Annotated in this window: 19 protein-coding genes; 13 read left to right on the forward strand and 6 right to left on the reverse strand. The window is 58.9% G+C overall.

Features of this window, described 5'->3' with window-relative positions; translation table 11 throughout:
- Positions 1-82 precede the first annotated feature (82 nt).
- The 3 genes from F8O05_RS04770 (at position 83) to coaE (ending at position 3,072) form a co-directional block, all read left to right on the forward strand.
- Positions 83-523, forward strand: coding sequence for a DUF779 domain-containing protein (locus F8O05_RS04770; protein WP_158051607.1), 441 nt, complete (start codon positions 83-85; stop codon positions 521-523).
- Positions 524-718: 195 nt separating this feature from the next.
- Positions 719-2,185: a 30S ribosomal protein S1 gene (gene rpsA, locus F8O05_RS04775; protein ID WP_158051608.1), complete on the forward strand. Its 1,467-nt coding sequence runs from the start codon at positions 719-721 to the stop codon at positions 2,183-2,185.
- A 209-nt stretch (positions 2,186-2,394) separates the two neighbouring features.
- Positions 2,395-3,072, forward strand: coding sequence for a dephospho-CoA kinase (gene coaE, locus F8O05_RS04780; protein WP_158051609.1), 678 nt, complete (start codon positions 2,395-2,397; stop codon positions 3,070-3,072).
- On the opposite strand, the gene F8O05_RS04785 is transcribed toward coaE, so the two are convergent.
- Positions 3,069-3,749, reverse strand: coding sequence for a YigZ family protein (locus F8O05_RS04785; RefSeq protein WP_158051610.1), 681 nt, complete (start codon positions 3,747-3,749; stop codon positions 3,069-3,071). The genes coaE and F8O05_RS04785 overlap by 4 nt on opposite strands.
- A 174-nt stretch (positions 3,750-3,923) precedes the next feature.
- Between F8O05_RS04785 and F8O05_RS04790 the strand changes: the two genes are divergently transcribed.
- From F8O05_RS04790 to secG, 10 genes are all read left to right on the forward strand, one after another.
- On the forward strand, positions 3,924-4,439 hold the full coding sequence (locus tag F8O05_RS04790) for a Dps family protein (protein WP_158051611.1): 516 nt from the start codon (positions 3,924-3,926) through the stop codon (positions 4,437-4,439).
- Between the two features lie 109 nt (positions 4,440-4,548).
- Complete coding sequence (gene uvrB, locus F8O05_RS04795; RefSeq protein WP_158051612.1) at positions 4,549-6,621, forward strand: excinuclease ABC subunit UvrB; 2,073 nt, start codon at positions 4,549-4,551, stop codon at positions 6,619-6,621.
- 89 nt (positions 6,622-6,710) lie between these two features.
- The gene (uvrA, locus tag F8O05_RS04800; RefSeq protein WP_158051613.1) at positions 6,711-9,710 is read left to right on the forward strand and encodes an excinuclease ABC subunit UvrA; all 3,000 of its coding nucleotides are present in this window, start codon (positions 6,711-6,713) and stop codon (positions 9,708-9,710) included.
- Complete coding sequence (uvrC, locus tag F8O05_RS04805; RefSeq protein WP_158051614.1) at positions 9,707-11,638, forward strand: excinuclease ABC subunit UvrC; 1,932 nt, start codon at positions 9,707-9,709, stop codon at positions 11,636-11,638. The genes uvrA and uvrC overlap by 4 nt, the downstream gene beginning before the upstream one ends.
- Before the next feature lie 50 nt (positions 11,639-11,688).
- Complete coding sequence (rapZ, locus tag F8O05_RS04810; protein ID WP_158051615.1) at positions 11,689-12,573, forward strand: RNase adapter RapZ; 885 nt, start codon at positions 11,689-11,691, stop codon at positions 12,571-12,573.
- A 77-nt stretch (positions 12,574-12,650) separates the two neighbouring features.
- Complete coding sequence (gene whiA, locus F8O05_RS04815) at positions 12,651-13,628, forward strand: DNA-binding protein WhiA (RefSeq protein ID WP_158051616.1); 978 nt, start codon at positions 12,651-12,653, stop codon at positions 13,626-13,628.
- 128 nt (positions 13,629-13,756) lie between these two features.
- Complete coding sequence (gene gap, locus F8O05_RS04820; protein WP_158051617.1) at positions 13,757-14,761, forward strand: type I glyceraldehyde-3-phosphate dehydrogenase; 1,005 nt, start codon at positions 13,757-13,759, stop codon at positions 14,759-14,761.
- A gap of 69 nt (positions 14,762-14,830) precedes the next feature.
- Complete coding sequence (locus tag F8O05_RS04825; RefSeq protein WP_158051618.1) at positions 14,831-16,042, forward strand: phosphoglycerate kinase; 1,212 nt, start codon at positions 14,831-14,833, stop codon at positions 16,040-16,042.
- Positions 16,036-16,827, forward strand: a complete 792-nt coding sequence (gene tpiA / locus F8O05_RS04830; RefSeq protein WP_158051619.1) for a triose-phosphate isomerase — start codon at positions 16,036-16,038, stop codon at positions 16,825-16,827. The genes F8O05_RS04825 and tpiA overlap by 7 nt, the downstream gene beginning before the upstream one ends.
- A 73-nt stretch (positions 16,828-16,900) precedes the next feature.
- Positions 16,901-17,158 (forward strand): preprotein translocase subunit SecG, encoded by a 258-nt coding sequence (secG, locus tag F8O05_RS04835; RefSeq protein ID WP_158051620.1) that lies wholly within the window; start codon positions 16,901-16,903, stop codon positions 17,156-17,158.
- A 65-nt stretch (positions 17,159-17,223) separates the two neighbouring features.
- On the opposite strand, the gene pgl is transcribed toward secG, so the two are convergent.
- The 5 genes from pgl to tal form a co-directional block, all read right to left on the reverse strand.
- Positions 17,224-17,976, reverse strand: coding sequence for a 6-phosphogluconolactonase (gene pgl / locus F8O05_RS04840; RefSeq protein WP_158051621.1), 753 nt, complete (start codon positions 17,974-17,976; stop codon positions 17,224-17,226).
- 14 nt (positions 17,977-17,990) lie between these two features.
- Entirely contained in the window at positions 17,991-18,926 is a 936-nt protein-coding gene (locus F8O05_RS04845; RefSeq protein WP_158051622.1) for a glucose-6-phosphate dehydrogenase assembly protein OpcA, read from the reverse strand.
- Positions 18,923-20,437 carry a glucose-6-phosphate dehydrogenase gene (zwf, locus tag F8O05_RS04850; protein ID WP_158051757.1) on the reverse strand — a complete coding sequence of 505 codons (1,515 nt, stop codon included), beginning with the start codon at positions 20,435-20,437 and terminating at the stop codon, positions 18,923-18,925. The genes F8O05_RS04845 and zwf overlap by 4 nt, the downstream gene beginning before the upstream one ends.
- A gap of 93 nt (positions 20,438-20,530) precedes the next feature.
- On the reverse strand, positions 20,531-22,132 hold the full coding sequence (locus F8O05_RS04855) for a glucose-6-phosphate isomerase (RefSeq protein WP_158051623.1): 1,602 nt from the start codon (positions 22,130-22,132) through the stop codon (positions 20,531-20,533).
- Positions 22,133-22,176: 44 nt separating this feature from the next.
- Positions 22,177-23,286 (reverse strand): transaldolase, encoded by a 1,110-nt coding sequence (tal, locus tag F8O05_RS04860; RefSeq protein WP_158051624.1) that lies wholly within the window; start codon positions 23,284-23,286, stop codon positions 22,177-22,179.
- Positions 23,287-23,289 lie beyond the last annotated feature (3 nt).

A 23,289-nucleotide genomic window follows, 5' to 3' on the forward strand; every position in this document is an offset into this window, starting at 1 on the left:
TGCAGCTGGGGGTGCGCTGGGTCGTGCGAAAACTTCGCTCGGCCCAGCGCACCCACTACCGCAATTACGAAGGATATGGATCATGACCGATGTAGATGAGGCGCTTCCGGGCGCTGCTCTTGAGTCCCGTCCAGCAATCGAAGGCGAAACAAAATCTCGGGTGTCATTGACAGCCGCGGCAATTGAACTTCTGCAGGAACTTGCCGAACGCAATGGTCCACTAATGTTTCACCAGTCGGGTGGATGCTGCGATGGCTCTTCACCGATGTGCTATCCGGCGGGGGAGTTCCTGACCGGTGGTGCGGATGTGCTGCTGGGCACATTTGACTTGCCAGGAAGCGGTGAGACTCCCGCGAGTGAACTTGAATTTTGGATGTCGAAGGAACAATTCGAATACTGGCGGCACACGCGACTGCTCGTGGATGTCGTAAAGGGAAGGGGTTCTGGGTTTTCCTTGGAAGGTCCCACCGGGAAGAGATTCCTCATCCGTTCCACGCTCATGACCGATAGTGAGAGCCTTTAGCGTTGAGTGCGCCTGATCACAATTAAAGAGCTCATAAATGACCAGGCCCGGTGGCGTTTTGATAACAGCTCGGGTACGCTGGGACAGCACTTTTGTGCGTTTTACCTATCCGTATTCCCGGAATGTGTGCTCCGTCGTTAATCGCTTCGAGCCATTGCCCGGGCCGATTATCCATCCAGCTGGAGCACTACCTACATGACGAACATCACGACCGATTCGGCAGCAAAGCAGATCGCCGTCAACGACATCGGCACTGCAGAGGACTTCCTCGCCGCGGTCGAAGAGACGATGAAGTATTTCAACGACGGTGACCTCATCACCGGTACCGTCGTTCGCATTGACCGCGACGAGGTGCTCCTCGACGTCGGTTACAAGACTGAGGGTGTTGTTCCCTCACGCGAACTTTCCATCAAGCACGACGTTGACCCCAACGAAGTTGTTGAGCTCGGCGACGAGGTTGAAGCACTTGTCATCCAGAAGGAAGACAAGGAAGGCCGCCTGCTTCTTTCGAAGAAGCGTGCGCAGTACGAGCGCGCCTGGGGCGATGTCGAGAAGATCAAGGAAGAGGACGGCGTCGTTACCGGTACCGTCATCGAGGTCGTCAAGGGTGGTCTCATCGTTGACATCGGTCTTCGTGGCTTCCTCCCCGCATCGCTCATCGAGCTGCGTCGCGTTCGCGACCTGACCCCGTACCTGGGCCAGGAAATCGAGGCGAAGATCCTCGAGCTCGACAAGAACCGCAACAACGTAGTTCTCTCGCGCCGTGCACTCCTCGAGCAGACGCAGTCTGAGACTCGCGCCAACTTCCTCGCTGATCTGCAGAAGGGTCAGGTCCGCAAGGGTGTCGTTTCCTCGATCGTTAACTTCGGTGCGTTCGTTGATCTCGGCGGTGTTGACGGTCTCGTTCACGTTTCTGAGCTCAGCTGGAAGCACATTGACCACGCCTCTGAGGTTGTCGAGGTTGGTCAGGAAGTTACCGTTGAGGTACTCGAGGTAGACCTCGACCGTGAGCGCGTTTCGCTCTCGCTCAAGGCAACCCAGGAAGACCCCTGGCAGGTACTGGCACGTACCCACGCGATCGGTCAGATCGTCCTGGGCAAGGTCACCAAGCTCGTTCCGTTCGGTGCGTTCGTTCGCGTCGTCGACGGCATCGAGGGCCTCGTGCACATTTCGGAGCTTTCGCACCAGCACATCGAGACCGCAGACCAGGTTGTCTCGGTTGGTCAGGAACTCTTCGTCAAGATCATCGACATCGACCTCGAACGTCGTCGCATCTCTCTCTCGCTCAAGCAGGGCAACGAGGGTGTCGACCCCGACGGTACCGACTTCGACCCGGCTACCTACGGCATGCTCGCCGAGTACGACGAGCAGGGCAACTACAAGTACCCCGAAGGCTTCAACCCGGACACCAACGAGTGGATGGAAGGCTTCGAAGCACAGCGCGAAGCTTGGGAGCAGGAATACGCTCAGGCTCAGACTCGTTGGGAAGCCCACAAGGAGCAGGTCCGCACCATCCTTGAAGCGGAAGCAAACGCTCCCGTCGAAGAGGCTTCGGCCGCATCGGGCTCCTCGAGCTTCTCGAGCGACTCGCGTGACTCCAGCGGTACCCTTGCCGACGACGAGGCACTCGCTGCACTGCGCGAGAAGCTGTCGGGCAACTAAGGTCCGGCTGCTTCGACTAGTTCGCTAGTCAACGCAAGCAAATAGGTGGTTGTGGCACCGAGCAAATTCGGTGTCACAACCACCTTTCGCATTTTCCATGACGATGCTGCACGTCTTCCAGGCAACCGTGCGTGCAAACTGAGTACTCTGACAGAAGATGCAAATGTACTTTCGCGCAGACGCGGGAGTCTCGGATTGGAGGTACCGAAGTGATTACCATTGCACTGACCGGAGGTATCGCCTCGGGCAAGACGACCATTTCGAATCGCCTTCGCGAACTTGGTGCGGTGATTATCGATGCGGATGACATTGCTCGCCAGGTCGTAAAACCAGACCAACCGGCCCTCGCGAAAATTGCCAAGCATTTCGGCCAGCAGGTGATTGCCGCAGACGGCACTCTCGACCGCAAGGCCCTCGCGGACATCGTGTTCAATGATGACGAAGCGCTGAAGGCACTCAACGACATTACGCATCCGGAAATTCGCAAAGTTACCGAGCGCATCATCACAGAGGTGAGCGCGGAAGAGCCGAACACGATCTTCGTGCATGACATTCCACTGCTTGCCGAAAATCGTTCCAACTACGACTACGACTTCATTTGGGTGGCAGATTCACCGGCAGACGTTCGTAAGGAACGACTGATAGAAGACCGGGGCATGACAGAAGAAGAAGCACAGGCCAGAATTGATGCGCAGGTCAGCGATGAAGAACGACGAATGATTGCTGACATCGTCATTGATACGACCCGCACCATTCCCGAAACGCTCGATCAGGTCGATGAGTTGTTTGCGCGGCTCGACCTAACTCACAGCAGCAACGAAGATGAGATCCGTTACGACACGGCACCGATCACGGTACCGGTCGAAGAGAGAAGCACCGATAGCTAACGCGAGACATCAACCCAGGACACTCCGGAATCCGTCAAAGCCGCGGTGCCCTGGGTCAGGGAAGCGATCCGCTGCTCGAGCAGCGAAATGGTTTCTTCGGCATCGGTCACCGCGAGCCGGATGCTCGCATTATGGGTCTCGTAGTCGGTGCCAAGCACCTCAATGCCACTCGATCGAAGTTCATTTTCCCAGCGACCAGCCTCGGCATGCGGTGCTGCGAGGGAGAACAAACGCATGCGCTGCCGTGTGTAGAATTTCGCGAGCGCGAGAGCCTGGGAGACTGAATCAGAATAGGCGCGCACGAGTCCACCCGCGCCCAAGAGCACTCCGCCGAAATAGCGGACGACCACCGCAATGGTGTCGGAGAGATCAGGTGTCGGTTCTTGGGGTCGGGTAAACAACGTGAGCGCCTCGAGCATTGGCAAGCCCGCGGTGCCGGAAGGCTCACCGTCGTCATTTGAGCGCTGAATCATGCGATCGGCGCCGATCACAAAAGCGGTGCAGTGATGACGCGCCAGGCGGTGCTCGGCGCGAATTAGTTCGACAAACTCGCGGGCCTCGGTCTGCGACTCCACGCGACTCAAGTAGCAAATGAACCGGGATCGCTTAATTTCAATTTCATGTTCGATATCTCCGCGGAGAACCCCATAGCGGGTGGCACGGGTGAGATCAGACATGCAGAAGAGTCTAAGCAATTTCACCGACTTTTCAGTTTCGGGCATAAATCGGCCGTCAGAGGCGTTATCCCTGGTGACGAAGCAGGTAGACGGTTTTCCTCTCAGTCAGGGGACCCACATCGACCGCCGTCACAGTGAGAGATGAGAGAGAACACCGACGAAAGGACTATCGCAATGAGCGTTACTCATAACGTGAACTTCCGAGCTGGTCAGGATGCGAAGGACTACACCGTTCCTGGCATTGATGTTGCAACTGGACACAAGCTTGCGAAGCAGATCCAGCAGCAGCTTTTCGACCTCAATGAATTGCACCTCACCCTGAAGCACGCTCACTGGAATGTAGAGGGCCCAAACTTCATCGGTGTGCACGAAATGCTCGACCCTCAAATTGAGCTTGTTCGTGCCTATGCGGACGAGGTCGCCGAACGAATCGTGGCACTGGGTGTTGCTGCGAACGGTGTACCGGGTGCGCTCGTGAAGAACCGTGACCACGAGGACTACTCGCTAGGATTCGCGTCCACGATTGACCACCTTGCCGCTTTGGACGAGGTCTACACTCGCGTGATCGAAAACTACCGAGCGTCGATCGCGGTTGCTGGTGAAGAGCCACTGACCGAGGACCTCCTCATCGGTCAGGCACGCGAACTCGAAAAGTTCCAGTGGTTCATGCGCGCTCACCTGCAGCGCTAATGTTCGACTGAACAATCTCACGGCGGCGAATGTCAGTGCATTCGCCGCCGTTTGGTTTTCCTGAAGCCTTCGAAAGCCAGTCGTCAGCATCCCTGCATAGGGTAGAGGGATGGAACCCACCAGAATCGTCCGTCCCTTCGAAGTGATCAGCGAGTACCAGCCAGCCGGCGATCAGCCTCAGGCCATTGCCGAACTTGCGAAGCGTATTAATGCGGGCGAAACCGATGTCGTGCTGCTCGGGGCAACCGGTACCGGTAAATCGGCGACGACGGCGTGGTTGATTGAACAGGTGCAGCGGCCGACACTGATCATGGCGCACAACAAGACGCTCGCAGCGCAGTTGGCGAATGAGTTCCGGCAACTGATGCCGAACAACGCAGTTGAGTATTTCGTTTCGTACTATGACTATTACCAACCCGAGGCATATGTGCCGCAGACGGACACCTTCATTGAGAAGGACTCTTCGATTAACGATGAAGTTGAACGATTGCGGTATTCAACGACCAACTCCTTGCTCTCACGCCGGGATGTGGTCGTGGTCTCCACGGTCTCCTGCATTTACGGTTTGGGTAAGCCCGAGGAATACTACGATTCAATGCTCGCGCTGCACGTGGGCGACATCATTTCGCGGCAGGACATGATCCGCAAATTTGTTGCCATGCAATACAGCCGCAATGACGTTGCATTTGAGCGCGGCACCTTTCGAGTCAAGGGCGACACGATTGAGATCATTCCGGTGTACGAGGAACTTGCGGTTCGCATTGAACTCTTTGGTGACGAAGTAGATGCAATCTCGATGCTGAACCCGCTCACGGGCGAAGTGGTGCGCGAAGCCGATTCGGTGAGTGTGTTCCCGGCCTCGCACTACGTCACCAGTCAAGACGTGATGCAACGGGCGATGGATGAGATACGCGAAGAGCTTCGCTGGCGACTCGAACAATTGCGCGACGAAAATAAGCTGTTGGAAGCCCAACGCCTGGAGATGCGCACCACCTTTGACCTCGAAATGATGGAGCAGCTCGGTTTCTGTTCGGGAATCGAGAACTATTCGCGTCACCTTGACGGTCGCTCGCAGGGCGAGCCACCGCACTGCCTCCTGGATTATTTCCCGGATGATTTCCTCCTGGTGATCGACGAGTCGCACGTGACGGTGCCACAGATCGGCGCCATGTACGAGGGCGACGCCTCCCGTAAACGCACGCTCGTGGATTACGGATTTCGGTTGCCCTCGGCGCTCGACAACCGACCACTGACCTGGGATGAGTTCAAAGAGCGCATTGGCCAAGCGGTATACCTCTCGGCGACGCCCGGCAAGTACGAACTTTCGCAGGCGGACGGTGTGGTGGAGCAGATCATCCGCCCCACAGGCTTGGTTGACCCGAAGATCGTGGTTAAGCCTTCCAAGGGGCAGATCGACGATCTTCTTGAAGAAGTACAGACGCGAGTGGAGAAGAACGAGCGCATCCTGGTTACCACCTTGACGAAGCGCATGGCTGAGGACCTCACGGACTTCCTTGGGGAGCACGGTGTGAAGGTGCGTTATCTGCACTCGGACGTGGACACGCTCAAGCGCGTGGAACTGCTCAGCGAACTCCGGGCCGGTGTTTTCGATGTTCTCGTCGGCATCAACCTGCTGCGAGAGGGGCTCGACCTGCCCGAGGTTTCGTTGGTGGCAATTCTGGATGCGGACAAGGAAGGCTTCTTGCGCTCGGCAACCTCGCTGATCCAGACCATCGGTCGTGCCGCCCGAAATGTTTCGGGCGAGGTGCACATGTACGCGGACAAGATCACCGCGGCCATGAGGCAAGCAATTGATGAGACTGAACGTCGTCGCGAGAAGCAAATCGCCTACAACGAGGAACACGGAATTGATCCGCAGCCGCTGCGGAAGAAAATCAATGACATCACGGAGGTGCTTATTCGTGAGGGCCGAGACACCGAAGAGCTACTCAAGGGTTCGGACACCGATAAGCGACGCCAACCCACGCCGAAGCTCAAACGCGAGGGGATTGGTGCCGAAGGCGCCGAGACACTGGAAGCAATGATTGCCGATCTCAACGAGCAAATGCTTGCGGCAGCCTCGGAACTCAAGTTTGAGTTGGCGGCTCGCCTGCGAGATGAACTGGCCGACCTCAAACGCGACCTGCGCCAGTTCAAGACCGCGGGCCACGTCAAGGGATAAGCTCCCGTGTTTGAACCCGTGGACGTTTCACCGCTGCACAACGTCATGATCATCAACGTTCGGGGTCTGCAGAGCCGGTGGGGAAAGCGATGGAGCGCTGTTCGCTGCTTGAGAGATTGGGCGCGCGTGTCGGGTGCCCGGAGTACGCTAGCGAGGTGAGTTCCCAAGCCTTGAGCCATTCTGACGCGTTCGCGCAACCGCAAGATACATTTGGGTCGGTTTCCGGCCAATCAACGCTGCGCGTGCAGCACGCGCGCGTGCACAATCTCAAGAATGTCGACCTGGAGATTCCGCGTGACAAGATGGTGGTGTTTACCGGTCTCTCGGGTTCGGGTAAGTCGTCACTCGCCTTCGACACTATCTTTGCCGAAGGGCAACGCCGCTACGTCGAGTCGCTCTCTGCCTATGCTCGCCAGTTCCTCGGACAGGTAGACCGACCTGACGTAGATTTCATCGAAGGCCTCAGCCCGGCCGTCTCGATCGATCAGAAATCGACGAACCGTAACCCTCGCTCGACCGTGGGCACGATCACCGAAATCTACGACTACATGCGGTTGTTGTGGGCACGCGTCGGGATCGCGCATTGCCCCACGTGCGGTGAGCGGATCACCTCCTCCACGGTGCAACAGATCGCTGACGAGCTCATGGAGCTACCGGCGGGGACCCGGTATCAACTGCTCGCGCCAGTGGTGCAACAGAAAAAGGGCGAGTTCGTCGACCTCTTTTCCTCACTCTCCCAGCAGGGCTTTGCCCGGGCCATGGTCGATGGGGAGCGCATCCAGCTCAGCAATCCACCAAAGCTGAAGAAGTCCTATAAGCACGATATTTCGGTCATCGTCGACCGCTTGGTTGCGAGCGAGGATCTGCTTGACCGGTTGACTGACTCGCTGGAGACTGCACTTGGTCTCGCGAACGGTCGAGTGATCGCGCAATTCGTCGACCGCGACGGTGTGGATGAATTCCAGTCCTTCTCGGAGCAGCTTTCTTGCCCGAATGGTCACCAGTTGGAACTGAACGAGATCGAACCGCGCACGTTCTCCTTCAACGCACCGTTCGGTGCCTGTCCGACCTGCGACGGTCTTGGCATCCGAATGGCCGTCGACGAAGATCTGATGATTGGCGACCCCGAGGCCTCCATCAATGAGGGCGCCATCTTGCCGTGGTCTACGCAGGGGAAGTCGCTCTATCAGTATTACGAGCGGCTTCTCGTGGCGCTGTCTGAGGAACTCGGCTTTGATCTCAACACGCCGTGGCGCAAGCTTCCGAAAGCTGTCCAGCAGGCACTGCTGCACGGTAAGGACTATCAGGTGAAGGTGCGCTACCGGAACCGGTTCGGTCGCCAGGTGACCTACGCATCCGGCTTTGAAGGTGTGGTGCCGTACATCGAACGCCAGCACGCCGAGGCCGAAAGTGATGCCAAGCGGGAGCGCTGGGTGCAGTACCTACGCGAGGTGCCATGCAAGAGTTGCGCCGGGGCACGACTTCGCCCCGAAGTGCTGGCGGTGACGGTGAACGACAAGTCGATTGCCGACGTCACCTTAATGTCCCTGGACGACAGCAAGGCCTTCTTTGAGGGCCTCGAACTCACTCCGCGCGAAGCGAAGGTGGGAGCGCAGGTGCTGCGCGAATTGCGGGCTCGACTGAACTTTCTCACGCAGGTTGGTTTGAACTACCTCACGCTTGCTCGTTCAGCCGGGAGTCTCTCGGGTGGGGAAGCACAGCGCATCCGCCTGGCTACCCAAATTGGTGCCGGCCTGACCGGCGTGCTCTACGTACTCGACGAGCCATCGATCGGCCTTCACCAACGTGACAACCGCCGACTAATCGCCACGCTCGAGAACCTGCGTGATCTTGGCAATACACTCATCGTGGTCGAACACGATGAAGACACCATTCGCACCGCTGACTGGCTCGTCGACATTGGCCCCGGCGCGGGTGAGCACGGCGGGGAGGTGGTGCACTCCGGCAGCTACGAAGAGTTGCTCAACAACGAACGATCGATCACGGGGGACTACCTCGCAGGTCGACGCAGCATCCCGGTGCCGAGCAAACGCCGCAAGTTTGATAAGCAACGCAAGCTCACGGTGGTCGGTGCGCGTGAAAACAACCTCAAGAACGTCACGGTGGATTTCCCGCTCGGCATTATGACCGCGGTTACCGGTATTTCGGGTTCCGGGAAATCTTCGCTGGTCAATGACGTGTTGGAGCGGACTCTGGCCAATAAGCTCAACGGAGCCCGTGGGGTGGCGGGTAAGCACACGCGAATCACCGGTATTGAACACCTCGACAAGGTCGTGCACGTTGATCAAGCGCCGATTGGTCGCACCCCGCGCTCTAATCCGGCTACCTACACGGGCGTGTTTGATCGCATCCGCAATCTCTTTGCCGAAACTCCGGAGGCGAAAGTCCGCGGCTATCAGGCTGGCCGCTTCTCCTTCAACGTCAAGGGCGGGCGCTGCGAGGAATGCCGCGGTGACGGCACGATCAAGATCGAGATGAACTTCCTGCCGGATGTCTACGTGAAGTGCGAGACCTGTGACGGCAAGCGCTATAACCGCGAAACTTTGCAGGTGCATTACAAGGGCAAGACGATTGCGGATGTCCTGGAAATGCCGATCTCTGAGGCAGCCGAGTTCTTTGAGCCGATCACGTCGATCCATCGCTTCCTCGCAACCCTTGTGGATGTTGGGCTCGGCTATGTGCGTCTGGGGCAGTCCGCAACCACGCTCTCGGGTGGTGAAGCGCAGCGCGTGAAGCTTGCCACCGAGTTGCAGCGCCGTTCGAATGGTCGGACGATCTACGTGCTCGACGAACCGACTACCGGGCTGCACTTTGAAGACGTTCGCAAGCTTCTGCTCGTTTTGGACGGCCTGGTAGAAAAAGGCAACACCGTGATCGTGATCGAGCACAACTTGGACGTGATTAAGTCCGCCGATTGGGTGATCGATATGGGACCCGAAGGCGGTTCGGGTGGCGGCACGGTGGTGGCAACTGGCACGCCGGAAAGCGTTGCCAAGGTTCCGGAAAGCGCCACGGGTGAATTCCTGGCCGAGATTTTTGGCGCGCGGGAGCTTGCGGGAGCGAAGTGACTAGCTATCTGGAATGGCGACCAAAATCGAGCGACATTCCAACCGGCCCCGGCGTCTATCGGTGGCTGGACTCGGATGGGCGACTGCTCTACGTTGGCAAGGCCAAGAACCTACGTGCTCGGTTAGCGAACTATTTCGCGCCGCTTGAGACACTGCACGAGCGAACCCGCCGCATGGTGACAAGCGCGGCGGAGGTTACCTGGACCGTGGTGAACACGGAGCGGGAGGCACTGCAGCTGGAATACACCTGGATTCAGGAGTATTCGCCGCCCTATAACGTGCGGTTGAAGGACGATAAGTCCTATCCGTACATGGTGGTGACACTGGCTGATGAGTCACCTCGCGTCATGATGACCCGGAATCACAAGATTCGCGGTGCGCGCTATTTCGGGCCGTTCCCGAAGGTGTTTGCGGTCACCGAAGCAATGAGCCTGATGCTGCAGGTGTTTCCGATTCGTACCTGCAATGACACGAACTACCGTCGTGCGATGCAAACCGGTAAGCCCTGCTTTGCCGGGCAAATCGGCAAATGCGGTGGGCCATGTTCACAGAAGGTGACGATTGCCGAGCATCGGGCAGTGGTCGACAAGTTTGTGCATTTCATGGAGACTTATGACCGCTCCGTGGCCGATGAGCTGAAGCGCGAAATGAATGAAGCCGCGCAAGAATTCCGCTACGAGGATGCGGCAAAGTTGCGTGACCGCATCCAGGCGCTGGAGACGCTGCTAGAAAAATCTGCGGTAGTGCTGCCCGACTCGGCAGACGCTGATGTGTACGGAATTATCGAGGACGAACTCTCTGCCGCGGTGCAGCTCTTTGCCGTTCGCAACGGTCGAGTGCGCGGGGTTCGTGGTTGGGTGCTCGATAAGGAACTCGATGTGGCACGCGGCACACTCGTGCAGCAGATTCTGCAAGACGTGTATGGCGAGCAGGCACAGCGACCGGCACGGGAAGTGATTGTGCCCACCCTTCCTGATGACGCGGAGGCCCTTGCCGAGGTGCTCACCGAAATTCGCGGCAGTCGGGTGCAACTGAAGACCGCGCAGCGCGGGGCGAAAGTGGACGTCTTGCGAACCGCGGGCATTAACGCGATGGAAGCACTCAAGCAGTACAAGCTCAAGCGTACGGCCGACTTCGTTGCCCGAACGGATGCGCTCAATGACCTTCGGGATGCGCTTGGCATGAGCGAGGCGCCGCTCCGGATCGAAGCCTATGATGTATCGCACCTCCAGGGCACCGGTATCGTCGCATCCATGGTCGTCTTTGAAGACGGCCTTCCGAAGAAGCGCGATTATCGACGGTTCAATATCGCTGATTCCACCGACGACACTGATTCCATTTACCAAACTCTGATGCGTCGACTGGCTCGGCTCGATGAGGATGAAGCTGCGGAACCGGTCGACCCCACCGCCGAAGTCACCGTCAGTGACGATCCCGAGGCGGAAGGTACGGTGGTTGCGCCAGTCGTACAGCAGCAGAAATTTGCCTATCGACCGCAACTGCTCCTCATTGACGGTGGCCAGCCACAGGTGGCGGCCGCGGCAAGAGCACTTCGTGATAGCGGCAAGGAAGGCGAAATCGCTATTGCTGGAATTGCTAAACGGCTAGAGGAACTTTGGCTCCCGGATGACCCCTTCCCAGTGATTTTGCCTCGTTCATCCGAAGCACTATTCCTGGTGCAGCGTTTGCGTGATGAAGCCCACCGGTTTGCGATTACTGCGCAGCGTCGATCTCGGAAAACTGATATCCACACGCAACTCTCCGAGGTGCCCGGAATCGGTCCCGCAAGGACGAAGGCGCTCATCCGGCATTTTGGGTCGGTCAAACGACTCCGAGAAGCCAGCGCCCAGGAACTCACCGCGGTTCCTGGAATTGGCCTGGAAACCGCGAAACTCATTGTGCGTACCATCGGCAAGAAGAGTGACTAGTCTTGTCAGGGTGAGCGAAACAGGGGGCGAGCATGTACACACCAGATGAAATGACTCCGAAGATGGAGGAAGGTGAGCGTCAACAACTCGTCATTGTGACGGGGATGTCTGGAGCTGGCCGCTCAACCGCGTGTAAGGCTTTTGAGGACCTCGACTGGTTCGTGGTCGACAACCTGCCCCCGCAAATGATTCGTCCGCTTATCGAGGTGGCCAGCAAGGCCCGCGACTCACTACCGAAGCTCGCGGTGGCTATCGATATTCGCGGTGGTCGATTGCTTGAGCATTTCCACGATCTCAGCGAAGAACTGCGCCAAACCTACGACGTGCAGGTGCTCTTCCTGGACGCGAGTGATGAGGCGCTGGTGCGCCGTTACGAACAGTCGCGTCGCCCTCACCCGCTGCAGCAGGACGGCACGATTGTGGATGCGATCGCCACCGAACGTAACCGGGTTCGGGAACTGCGCAGTCAGGCGGACGTCGTGTTCGATACCTCCGAGTTGAACGTGCATCAGCTCAATCAGCGGGTGACCGACAGATTCGGGGAACCCGATCACCACCGTGTGCAGTTGACGGTCATGAGCTTTGGGTTCAAGTACGGCACGCCGACGGACGCCGATATTGTGCTCGACATGCGCTTCCTGCCCAACCCTTTTTGGGTTCCAGAGCTGCGCCCCTTCAACGGGCGCGATAAGCGGGTGAGTGACTATGTTCTTGAACAGCCGGGCGTGGACCAATTTCTTGAGCACTTCGACGGAATGATTGCCCCGATCATCGAGGGTTACCTGCGTGAAAATAAGCGCCACGCGTTGATCGCGATCGGCTGCACGGGAGGTAAGCATCGCTCCGTGGCGATGACCGAGCGGCTCGCGGGTGAACTTCGGCAGCGTGACGACGTAACGGTCTCCGTGCGCCACCGAGACCTCGGTCGGGAGTAAGATTCTAGTTTCGCCCACGCAACGTGGGCGCAGACGTTTTGGCGTCCTGGTGAGGATGCCGCCGAGATGGAGGAAAATTGTCGCTTACGGCGCAGGTAAAGCAGGAAATCGCTGGCGTAAGCCCGGGCACGAATCAGGCTCGTGCAGCGCAAGTCACGAGCATCCTGCGATTTACCGGTGCTCTGCAGATGATTTCGCACCGCTACATCATCGAGGCTGAACTGGATGCCGAAGAACTTGCCCTGCGGCTTGGCCGAGAGATTGGCGCCCTCTACGGGATTCGCGCACGTCTGGGGCGATCATCGGCAGGGAAGCAGGGGCAGACGAGCTACTTCGTGCGCATCATTGACCAGGGCGACACTCTGGCACGACAGACGGGGCTCATGGACGGGCGGAACCGCATCGTTCGGGGCCTGCCGAACCGACTCACACTCGGTACCGCAGACCTCCTCGCGGCGATCTGGCGGGGTGCGTTCATCGCCGCTGGAACCCTCTCGGACCCGGGTCGCTCCGCATCCCTCGAAATATCGTGCCCCAACCGCGAGACTGCCATGGCACTCGTGGGTTCGGCGGGCCGATTAGGCATTAGCGCAAAAGCACGTGAGGTGCGAGGCGTCAATCGGGTGGTCCTGCGTGAAGTCGAAGCGATCAATGCAATGCTCGCCACCATCGGTGCCAAGCAGGTTCTTGCCGAGTGGGAAAAGCTTCGCCAGCGTCGCGAAACTCGAGCCACCGCCAACCGACTCGTGAACTTTGATGACGCCAATCTGCGCCGCTCCGCCCGCGCCGCTGTGACCGCCTGCGCCCGTGTCGAGCGTGCCTTTGAAATCCTCGGTGAGGACATCCCTGAGCACCTGAAGTACGCGGGGGAGTTGCGCCTCAAGTTCCGCGAAGCATCCTTGGATGAGCTCGGGCAGCGGGCTGAACCGCCGATGACGAAGGATGCGGTGGCTGGTCGGGTGCGTCGACTGCTGTCCCTAGCGGACCGAAGCGCAAGCGATCGCGGCATTCCTGGGACGATGGAATCTGTTCCTGAGGGTGAGGATCTCGAATAATCCTGCACGGAGACCAAATCTGCAGGATTCCCTTAACCGAATGTGGGTAGCGTAAGTCTCGGAGCTATCTCCCGTGATTGGTCCATCCCGAACCATGTCACCGTCGCACTTCACAAAAGGAGCACACCTTGACGAAGATCGCTATTAACGGCTTTGGTCGTATCGGGCGCAGCTACGCTCGGGCACTGCTTGATGGCAGCCACCCGAACTTGGAGCTCGTCGCGATTAACGACCTCACTGACAATCTCACGCTGGCCCACCTGCTGAAGTACGACTCGACCTCCGGTGTGCTGCAGAATCGCGTTTCACACGACGATGAAAATATCTATGTCGACGAGCACCAAGTGCACGCTCTCGCCGAACCTGACCCCGCGAAACTGCCCTGGGCGGAGCTGGGCGTCGAATTGGTACTCGAATGCACCGGGCGCTTCAACGACCCTGCCAAGGCGCAGGCTCATCTGCATGCCGGCGCAAAGAAGGTCCTTCTTTCGGCACCCGCAAAGGGCCCGGCGCCGACATTCGTGTACGGCGTGAACCACACTGACTACAATCCGGAAACCGACCACATACTTTCGAATGCCTCGTGCACCACAAACTGCCTCGCGCCATTGGCAAAGGTGTTCAATGATCGATTCGGCATCGTGTCAGGGCTCATGACCACGGTGCACGCATACACCGCGGACCAGCGACTCCAAGACTCACCGCACAAGGACTTGCGTCGTGCCCGAGCCGCTGCGCTCAGCATTGTGCCGACCACTACTGGCGCCGCCAAGGCAGTCTCACTTGTACTGCCAGAACTTGCTGGCAAGCTGGATGGATTCGCCCTACGCGTGCCGGTAGAGACCGGGTCGATTACTGACCTGACGGTACAGACCGAGCGCGAACTGACCGTGGAAGAAATCAACGAGGCATATCGGGAAGCGGCTGAGGGCGAGTTCCAGGGGATTCTGAAGTACAACGAGGATCCGATTGTCTCGCGCGACATCATCGGTGAACACCACTCGTCAATCTTCGACGCACCATTGACCCGAGTGCAAGGAAACCTGGTGAAGCTCTCCTCTTGGTACGACAACGAGTGGGGTTACACCGAACGACTCATGGACTTCTCGGCCTACGTCGCCGACCGTCTCTGAGTTCGGTACCGGCTTTTCGACGCTAGTTCTCATCCGCAAGTGGCAACAACACAAGGTAGGTAATCACGTATGGCATTGCGTACGCTCGAATCACTCGGCGATCTTTCTGGTAAGCGGGTGATTGTCCGCTGCGATCTCAATATGCCGCTGCAAGGCGGCGAAATCACCGACGACGGGCGTGCGCGTGCTTCGTTGCCGACCCTTCAGGCCCTCCTCGAGCAGAACGCGAAGGTCATTGTGATCTCGCACCTGGGTCGACCCAAGGGTGAGCCAAACCCGGAGTTCTCACTGGCACCCGCCGCGGAACGCCTGGCGCAGCTGCTCGATAAGGACGTCAAACTCGCTGTCGACACGGTGGGGGAAAGCGCGCGTTCACTCGTATCCGAACTCGCCGACGGCGAGGTAGTGGTGCTCGAGAACCTTCGGTTCAACTCCGGGGAGACGAGCAAGGATGAAGCCGAGCGCGAGGCCTTCGCACAGGAGCTCGCGCAGCTGGGTGACGCGTATGTATCCGACGGCTTTGGTGTCGTTCACCGCAAGCAGGCTTCGGTATACGAACTGGCTAAGCTCTTGCCTTCGGCAGCGGGCCTGCTGGTAGCGAATGAAGTCGAGAAACTCGGCCGCGTGGTCAACGATCCGGAGCAGCCATTCACCGTGGTACTCGGCGGTTCGAAAGTATCGGACAAGCTCGGGGTAATTCAGAACCTGCTGCCTCGGGTTGACCGCTTGGTCATTGGCGGCGGGATGCTTTTCACATTCTTGGCTGCGCAGGGTCACGCGATCGGTACATCGCTATTGGAAGCTGACCAGCTCGAAACGGTAAAGGGATACCTTGCCGAGGCGGCTGAGCGCGGCGTCGAGTTGCTGCTGCCCACGGACATTAACGTCGCGGAGAAATTCGCTGCGGATGCGGCACACGAGATCGTGCCCGCGGATGCGATTGAGTCATCTTCGTTTGGCGCCGAGGGCATCGGTCTCGACATCGGTCCGGAATCCGAGAAGGCATACGCTGAGGCGATTCGCGATTCGAAGACGGTGTTCTGGAATGGCCCGATGGGCGTGTTTGAGTTCCCCGAGTTTGCCTCGGGAACTTCGGCGGTAGCCCAGGCGCTGACTGCGGTGGACGGTCTCTCAGTCGTAGGCGGTGGCGATTCGGCCGCAGCCATTCGTACGCTCGGTTTTGCGGACGATGAATTTGGACATGTTTCTACTGGTGGTGGTGCGAGCCTCGAACTCATCGAGGGTAAGCGCCTACCGGGTTTGGAGGTACTTGGATGGTAACCGCTCGTACGCCGCTGATGGCGGGCAACTGGAAGATGAATTTTAATCATCTCCAGTCCATAGCTTTTGTGCAGAAGCTCGCTTGGACGCTCAAGGATGTTCAACACGACTTTGAACAGGTCGAGGTTGCAGTGTTCCCGCCGTTTACCGATATCCGCAGCGTGCAGACGATTATTCAGGCGGACAAGCTTGAACTCGAATACGGCGCGCAGGATCTTTCTCAGCACGATTCGGGTGCCTATACCGGAGATATTTCGGGAGAGTTTATTCGGACGCTGGGTGCCCGGTACGCACTCGTCGGCCACTCTGAACGACGCACGATTCACGGTGAGGATGATGAGATCTGTCGGGCAAAAGTGAACGCCGCACTTCGACACGAACTCGTGCCCGTGCTGTGCGTAGGGGAAAGCCTCGAGGAGCGCGAGGCATCCGCTAACCCAGCTGATGTCTCGATCAAGCAGCTCAAAGCGGGGCTGGCAGACGTAACGCCGGGAACCGAAATCGTGATCGCCTATGAACCCGTTTGGGCGATCGGTACCGGTCAAGTCGCCACTGCCGAACAAGCGCAGGAAGTCTGCGCCGCCCTGCGTGGCGCGCTCGCCGAGCAACTCGGCGAAGAGACCGCAGCGGCCACGCGCATCCTCTATGGCGGTTCGGTCAAGCCGGGGAATGTGGCGAGCATCATGCGTGAACCTGATATTGATGGTGCACTCATTGGCGGCGCGAGCTTGAGCATCGAAGATTTCTCCTCGATCATTCGATACCGTTCGCACGTCGGCGCGTAGATTCAGATCTATCGCCTATACTCGGACGGGGCCAATTGGCCCCGTCCGTTTGATTTCCCGCTGAAAGGCCCTCGTGGATATTCTCCTCGTCATCCTGCAGGTGATTCTCGCAATTACCAGCGTGCTGCTCATTCTGTTTATCTTGCTGCACCGCGGTAAGGGCGGGGGCCTCAGCGACATGTTTGGCGGTGGCATCACCTCGAGTGCTTCCTCTTCGGGCGTGGCCGAAAAGAATTTGAACCGGATGACCACCTGGACCCTAGTGATCTGGATCGTGGCGATCGTCCTCATGGGTGTACTTTCTAAGTTCACGACCCCGGGCCTGTACTAGGTCTCGCACAAAACGACTTCGGGCTCCGAACCAGCATGGTTCGGAGCCCGAAGTCGACTTAGGAGTTATTCACCGAGTGCCGCGGCGTCGGCAAACACCACAACTTCTTCTGCCGCACTCACGTGTCCGACCGGAGATTCGCTCCGACTTGCTTGACCGGAAAGCGCCAATTTGAGCGCCTCTTGTTTGCTCGCGCCGGTGGCATACACCCAACAGCACATCGCTTCCGAGAGCACCGGGAAGGTCAGTGAAATACGCTCTGCTGGTGGCTTGGGTGAATTCCTCACCGGCACAACGAGACGGTCCTCCACCTCGGTTTCGGCCGCACCTGGAAAGAGGGATGCGGTGTGACCGTCAGGTCCCATACCAAGCAGCACGAGATCGAGCGAAGGGAATCGGTTCCGATTCGAAATACCGATGATGCGATTCAACCGGTCCGCATAGTCATTCGCCGCCTCATCGAGCGATAGACCTGAGTCACTGCCGGCAGGGATGTGCAGGTTCTCGGCTTGAAAACCAGTTGCAGCCCGCATCGCGGTGACAATCTGGCCGGCGTTTCGTTCCGGAGTACCGCGAGGGACGAAGCGCTCGTCGGCAAACCAAACATGCACCTTGGACCAGTCAAGACCGTAGTCATTGGCAACGTCAATAATCCGGGGGAGCGCGCGGTCTGCGAACGATCCGCCAGACAGTGCAACGTGTACCACTTTCGCTTCGTGTACACGATCGAGTAGATAGGCGGCCGTTTCTTCGGCCAGTGCCTGGTCAACTGCCACAATGTCTTCGCCGCGAACAATTCGGGCGGTGCTGAGATCCATATTCCCTCCTGGAACTACTTCAACTCATCAAGTTGCAGTTCGTCCGTGCCCTGGAGGAGTGCTGCTTCATAGACCGGATCCTGCGCCAGTGAGCGCAACTCTTCCGAAAGGACATCAAACCGATCACGCAACATGAGCGGGACGATTTGATCAGGATATCCGGTCTGCCGCAGGCGTGCAGTGTCGTGAGCGAGCCGTTCAAGTTCAATGGCGCCGGAATCACGAAACAGGCGAATCGAGCGCAGGTTGCCGGGCAAATTATCTTCCTGCACCAAGATCTCGACCGGTACCTTCAAGTAGTGCCGGAACCATCCTGCCAAGAGAAGAATTCCCGAGGACACTCGCCCACCGACAATCTCCACCGACTGCACTTGTTCATAGGGCGGTTGGTCGAGCACTGCCGCGATTTGGGCGCGCCAGCGCGTAAGTCGAGTCCACGCGAGGTTCGCGTCCCCTGGGACATAGCCATCGCGGAGCTGGCGAATCGACTCGAACCCATCCGGGTGGTCGTGGGTGTCGACGATCCGGAGTTGCGCGAGCATACCGATGGGGGACTCTGACGGCGCATCGCAGTCGGAGCCGGGCCACCAAGCAACCACGGGTGCGTCCGGGAGCAAGAGCGCCTGGATGAGGGTCTCCGGGTCGTCTGCGGTCTCACCGGTGGCATGAAGCACGATGACTTCACTGGCGCCTGCGTCTGAGCCAATGCGAATTTCTGCGTCGAGGCGAGCGCCACCACCATTCGGGTAGGCGTGGATCACGATGACGCGCATGGGGTGTTCACCGGACGCGTGGTTGGCCGCCAGGATGGCTTCTTCATTCAGTTGGTCATCTGAGATGACGACCAGGGTCAATACGCGACCGAGAGCCACAGCACCGCCGTCTTCGCGGAGCCGAAGAAGTTCGCGAGCGACCTCGTTCGTGGTGGTGTTATACAGTTTTGTGATCACGGGCGCCTCCAAGTCCGGCCGTCACGGCGGAGCAACTGATCTGCGGAAGCCGGCCCCCAAGAGCCAGGCTTGTATGCCTCGGGCACACCGTTGGCGGCCCAGAATTCCTCTACGGGGTCAAGGATGCGCCAGGACTGTTCTACTTCTTCATGGCGGGGGAAGAGCGGCGGGTCACCGAGCAGCACGTCGAGGATCAGCCGCTCATAGGCCTCTGGGCTGGATTCAGTAAAGGCGTGCCCGTAACCCATGTCCATCGTGACATCGCGAACTTGCATTCCGGCTCCGGGTACCTTTGAGCCGAAGCGCAGGGTAACTCCCTCATCAGGCTGCACACGAATAACCAATGCATTGGGGCCTAGCGAAGCACGCTCGGAAGGCGCGAAGAGATACTCCGGAGCGCCCTTGAACGTCACCGCAATTTCGGTCACCCGTCGGCCCAGGCGCTTACCGGCGCGCAGGTAGAAGGGCACACCCATCCAGCGGCGATTGTCGATTTCTAGGCGCAGTGCCGCGTAGGTTTCAGTTTTGGATTGCGGATTCATGCCGTCTTCATCGAGGAAGCCGCGAACCTGCTGACCGCCTTGCCAACCCGAACTGTACTGACCGCGGGCTGTCGTGGCTGCGAGGTCATCACCAAGCCGGACTGCAGCGAGAACCTTTTCCTTCTCAGCGCGCAGGTCCCGTGCGCCAAAGGTCAGCGGTTCTTCCATTGCGGTGAGCGCGAGCAGCTGGAGGAGGTGGTTTTGAATCACATCACGAGCGGCACCGACGCCGTCATAGTATCCGGCACGACCGGATACCCCGATATCCTCGGCCATGGTGATCTGGACGTGGTCTACCCAATTCGCGTTCCAGAGCGGTTCAAACATCGTGTTTGCAAAGCGCAGGGCGAGGATGTTCTGGACGGTCTCTTTACCGAGGTAGTGATCGATGCGGAAAATAGCATCGCTCGGGAATACAGACTCAACGATGTCGTTGAGTTCGCGGGCGGATTGCAAATCATGCCCGAAAGGCTTCTCGATAATCACCCGTCGCCAAGATGCCTCGTTGTCGTTTGCGAGGCCGGAGCGTCGTAACTGGGCGGTAACGATGGGGAAGTCCCGAGGCGGTATCGACAGGTAGAACGCGTGATTACCGCGGGTACCGTGAGTCTCTTTAAGTTCGTCAAGCGTTTCGCGGAGCGTGTCGAACGCGGCGTCATCATCGAACTCACCGCTGACAAAACGCATACCCGCCGAAAGTTGTCGCCAGACCTCTTCATTCCAGGGTGTACGAGCGTGTTTGCGAGCATTCTCACGGACAAACGCGCGGAACTGGTCGTCGGTCCAGGCGCGTCGACCGAAGCCAACGAGACCGAATGACGGCGAGAGCAGTCCACGGTTTCCTAAGTCGTAAATCGCGGGAAGAAGCTTCTTCCGGCTAAGGTCGCCGGTGACGCCAAAGAGGACGACGCTTGAAGGCCCGGCAATGCGGTCCAGTCGGCGCTCGCCCTCCGGGCGAAGGGGGTTCATTCCCGGTGCAATTGTCTGTGGCAAGGGTTCACTTTCATTGCAGGCGGGGCGGTAGCTCGCTACCGCCCCGCCATGGGTCAATTGAATGTCGTGCTAGACGTTGCGCAGCGCTTCCAATAGCTGCTGCGCACCCGCTTCAGGGTCCGTGAGCTCGAGTCGAAGCACGGGCATCCCGTGGCCTTCCAGCACGGTAGCGTCTCCGGCAGCCTGAGCCTGAATGAGCTGGCCGAAGGTGAAGGGACGCTCGGAAATCGCCAAATCCGAGGACTCGTTCGTGGTGATCTGCAGGAAGGCTCCTACACGCGGACCACCCTTGTGGAATTGGCCGGTCGAGTGCAGGAAACGTGGCGCCCAACCGAAGGTGACTGGCCGGCGCGCGCGGTGTGCGATGGCTTCGCGGACCTCGGCGAGTTCAGGCTGACCGATGCGGTCGGCATAGGCCTGCACCGCCACGTAGCCGTGCTCAGGGAGTTGCGCGAGTAGCGCTTCGATTGCTCCAAGCACATCAGACTGCCCGCTGACCACGCTGCTTGTGCCCCGAACCGCGATGTTTCCCTCTTCGAAAACCGGTGCTTCTGGTTCCGGCGTGGCGTCGAGAAGCTCGCGCGCCGCAGCCTTTGCCGATTCCACATCAGGTTGGTCGAAGGGGTTGATGCCGATCACTTCACCGGCAACCGAGACGGCGACTTCCCACAGAAGCATCTGTTCGGCGAGTCCACCCGATACGTTGATCTCGTCGCCGACGGCGGGAGTATCCGCCGCGTTGGCAACAAGGCGCACGATCTGCAGGTCGGGGATCGGTAAACCGATCTCCGGTGCATCGGTGTCGAGCACGACGGGGAGCAGTCCCTTGCCTTCCTTACCTGTCGACTCCGCGATGAGCTGTTCCGCCCAGTCACCAAAACCGACGATATCGGTACCGTCCGCGACGACACCGAGGAAGGTCTTAATTGGTTCGCCACCAGCAATGGCCGCACCCAAGAGCAGTCCCGGGTTCTGAGTCGAATCCTGCGCGAGTTCTTCGGATACGGACTGTGCTTCGGCAAGGAACGCGGCAATGTCGAGACCAGCGAGCCCGGCGGGCACCAAGCCAAATGCGGTCAGCGCCGAAAAACGCCCACCGACACTCGGGTCAGCGAGGAAGACTGAGTAGCCAGCCTCCCGCGATGCCTGCTCAAGGGGTGAGCCGGGGTCTGTAACAACCACGATGCGTTCGGCAGGGTTAATGCCGGCGGCCTCGAACGCAGTTACGAATGCCCGACGCTGCGAGTCCGTCTCAACGGTTGAACCCGACTTTGAGGAAACCACGATTGCGGTGCGCTCAATGTCCTGAGCGAGCGCACGGCGCACCTGTGCGGGGTTGGTGGAATCAAGCACGTCGAGGTCAATACCCGCGGTGCGAGTCATGACCTCGGGCGCGAGCGAAGAACCGCCCATGCCGCACAGCACAATGCGGTCAACACCCTTTTCGGCAAGGGATTCCTTGAGAGCGAGGATCTCGGCCACCAAAGGCTCCGAGACCGCCGCGGCCTTGGTCCAGCCCAGGCGCTTCGAGGATTCTTCCTCAGCCGCGGGACCCCAGAGGGTCGCGTCCTCAGCGAACAGTCGGCTCGCAAACTTATCGTCGACGAGTCGATCAAGATGCCGCTTGGCGGCTGCGGAAGCAGAACCGGATGTGGAGACTTTGATGGCCATACACTCTTCTTTCTTAGAAGGGCTTACGTGGAAATCGGGACTACCTAGCGCGCCTGTTCGAGCTGGCTCGAAACCGCTTGCTTGAGTTCATCCCAAGCGGTAACGAACTTTTCAACTCCCTCATCTTCGAGCTGCTGAGTAACTTCAGTGTAGGAAATACCCAGCTTGTCAATCGCGTCGAGGAGCTTATTGGCGTCGTGGTACGAGTCGCGCACGACGTCGCCGCGGATCTCACCGTGGTCGGCAACCGCTTCAAGGGTCTTCTCAGGCACGGTGTTGACGGTGTTGTCGACGACGAGTTCGACCACGTAGAGCGTGTCGGGGAGCGAAGGGTCCTTGACACCGGTGGATGCCCACAGTGGGCGCTGCAGACGGGCACCAGCGGTCCTCAGCGTCTTTGCGCGTTCCGAGGCGTTTGCCTCTTCGAATACCTGATACGCCAGACGTGCATTCGCAACGCCGGCCTGACCCTTGAGTGCGACGGCTTCCTCGCTGCCGATGGCGTCGAGACGCTTGTCGATTTCAACGTCCACTCGGGACACGAAGAAGGAGGCGACCGAGTGCACCTTCGAGATATCAACGCCGCGCTCGACGGCCTGCTCGAGGCCGGTGAAGTAGGCGTTGATGACCTCGCGGTAGCGGGGCAGCGAGAAGATGAGCGTCACGTTGACGGAGATACCGGATGCCGTTACCTCGGTGATTGCCGGCAGCCCAGCTTCGGTTGCAGGAATCTTAATCATGACGTTCTCGCGGCCGACCTTCTCGTAGAGAAGTTTGGCTTCGGCGATCGTTGCCTCAGTGTCGTTCGCAAGCAGCGGCGATACCTCGATCGAAACCCGGCCATCGACGCCATCCGTGGCGTCGTACTGCGGGCGCAGCACGTCGCAAGCACGACGTACGTCTTCGGTGGTGATCTCGATGATCGCCTCGTCGACATTCGTACCGGCTGCCGCGAGGTCCTTGACCTGAGCGGCGTACGCCTCGCCCTTGGAGAGGGCGTTCGAGAAGATCGAGGGGTTGGTGGTGACACCAACCACATTGCGTTCTGCGATCAGGTTGGTGAGCGAGTCACCGTCAAGGCGTTCGCGGGAAAGGTCGTCGAGCCAGATGCTTACGCCAGCCTTGGCGAGTGCTTCGGTGTTCTGATTGGTCATTAT

Origin of the sequence: Gulosibacter chungangensis (genome assembly GCF_008831155.1) — a bacterium.
GTDB lineage: Bacteria > Actinomycetota > Actinomycetes > Actinomycetales > Microbacteriaceae > Gulosibacter > Gulosibacter chungangensis.

What these genes read in the sequence shown, in the direction of transcription:
- F8O05_RS04770 (WP_158051607.1), top strand. Translation starts at nt 83, where the DNA reads ATGACCGATGTAGATGAGGCGCTTCCGGGCGCTGCTCTTGAGTCCCGT.
- rpsA (WP_158051608.1), top strand. Translation starts at nt 719, where the DNA reads ATGACGAACATCACGACCGATTCGGCAGCAAAGCAGATCGCCGTCAAC.
- F8O05_RS04785 (WP_158051610.1), bottom strand. Translation starts at nt 3,749, where the DNA reads ATGTCTGATCTCACCCGTGCCACCCGCTATGGGGTTCTCCGCGGAGAT.
- F8O05_RS04790 (WP_158051611.1), top strand. Translation starts at nt 3,924, where the DNA reads ATGAGCGTTACTCATAACGTGAACTTCCGAGCTGGTCAGGATGCGAAG.
- uvrB (WP_158051612.1), top strand. Translation starts at nt 4,549, where the DNA reads ATGGAACCCACCAGAATCGTCCGTCCCTTCGAAGTGATCAGCGAGTAC.
- uvrA (WP_158051613.1), top strand. Translation starts at nt 6,711, where the DNA reads ATGGAGCGCTGTTCGCTGCTTGAGAGATTGGGCGCGCGTGTCGGGTGC.
- rapZ (WP_158051615.1), top strand. Translation starts at nt 11,689, where the DNA reads ATGACTCCGAAGATGGAGGAAGGTGAGCGTCAACAACTCGTCATTGTG.
- F8O05_RS04825 (WP_158051618.1), top strand. Translation starts at nt 14,831, where the DNA reads ATGGCATTGCGTACGCTCGAATCACTCGGCGATCTTTCTGGTAAGCGG.
- tpiA (WP_158051619.1), top strand. Translation starts at nt 16,036, where the DNA reads ATGGTAACCGCTCGTACGCCGCTGATGGCGGGCAACTGGAAGATGAAT.
- pgl (WP_158051621.1), bottom strand. Translation starts at nt 17,976, where the DNA reads ATGGATCTCAGCACCGCCCGAATTGTTCGCGGCGAAGACATTGTGGCA.
- zwf (WP_158051757.1), bottom strand. Translation starts at nt 20,437, where the DNA reads ATGAACCCCCTTCGCCCGGAGGGCGAGCGCCGACTGGACCGCATTGCC.
- F8O05_RS04855 (WP_158051623.1), bottom strand. Translation starts at nt 22,132, where the DNA reads ATGGCCATCAAAGTCTCCACATCCGGTTCTGCTTCCGCAGCCGCCAAG.
- tal (WP_158051624.1), bottom strand. Translation starts at nt 23,286, where the DNA reads ATGACCAATCAGAACACCGAAGCACTCGCCAAGGCTGGCGTAAGCATC.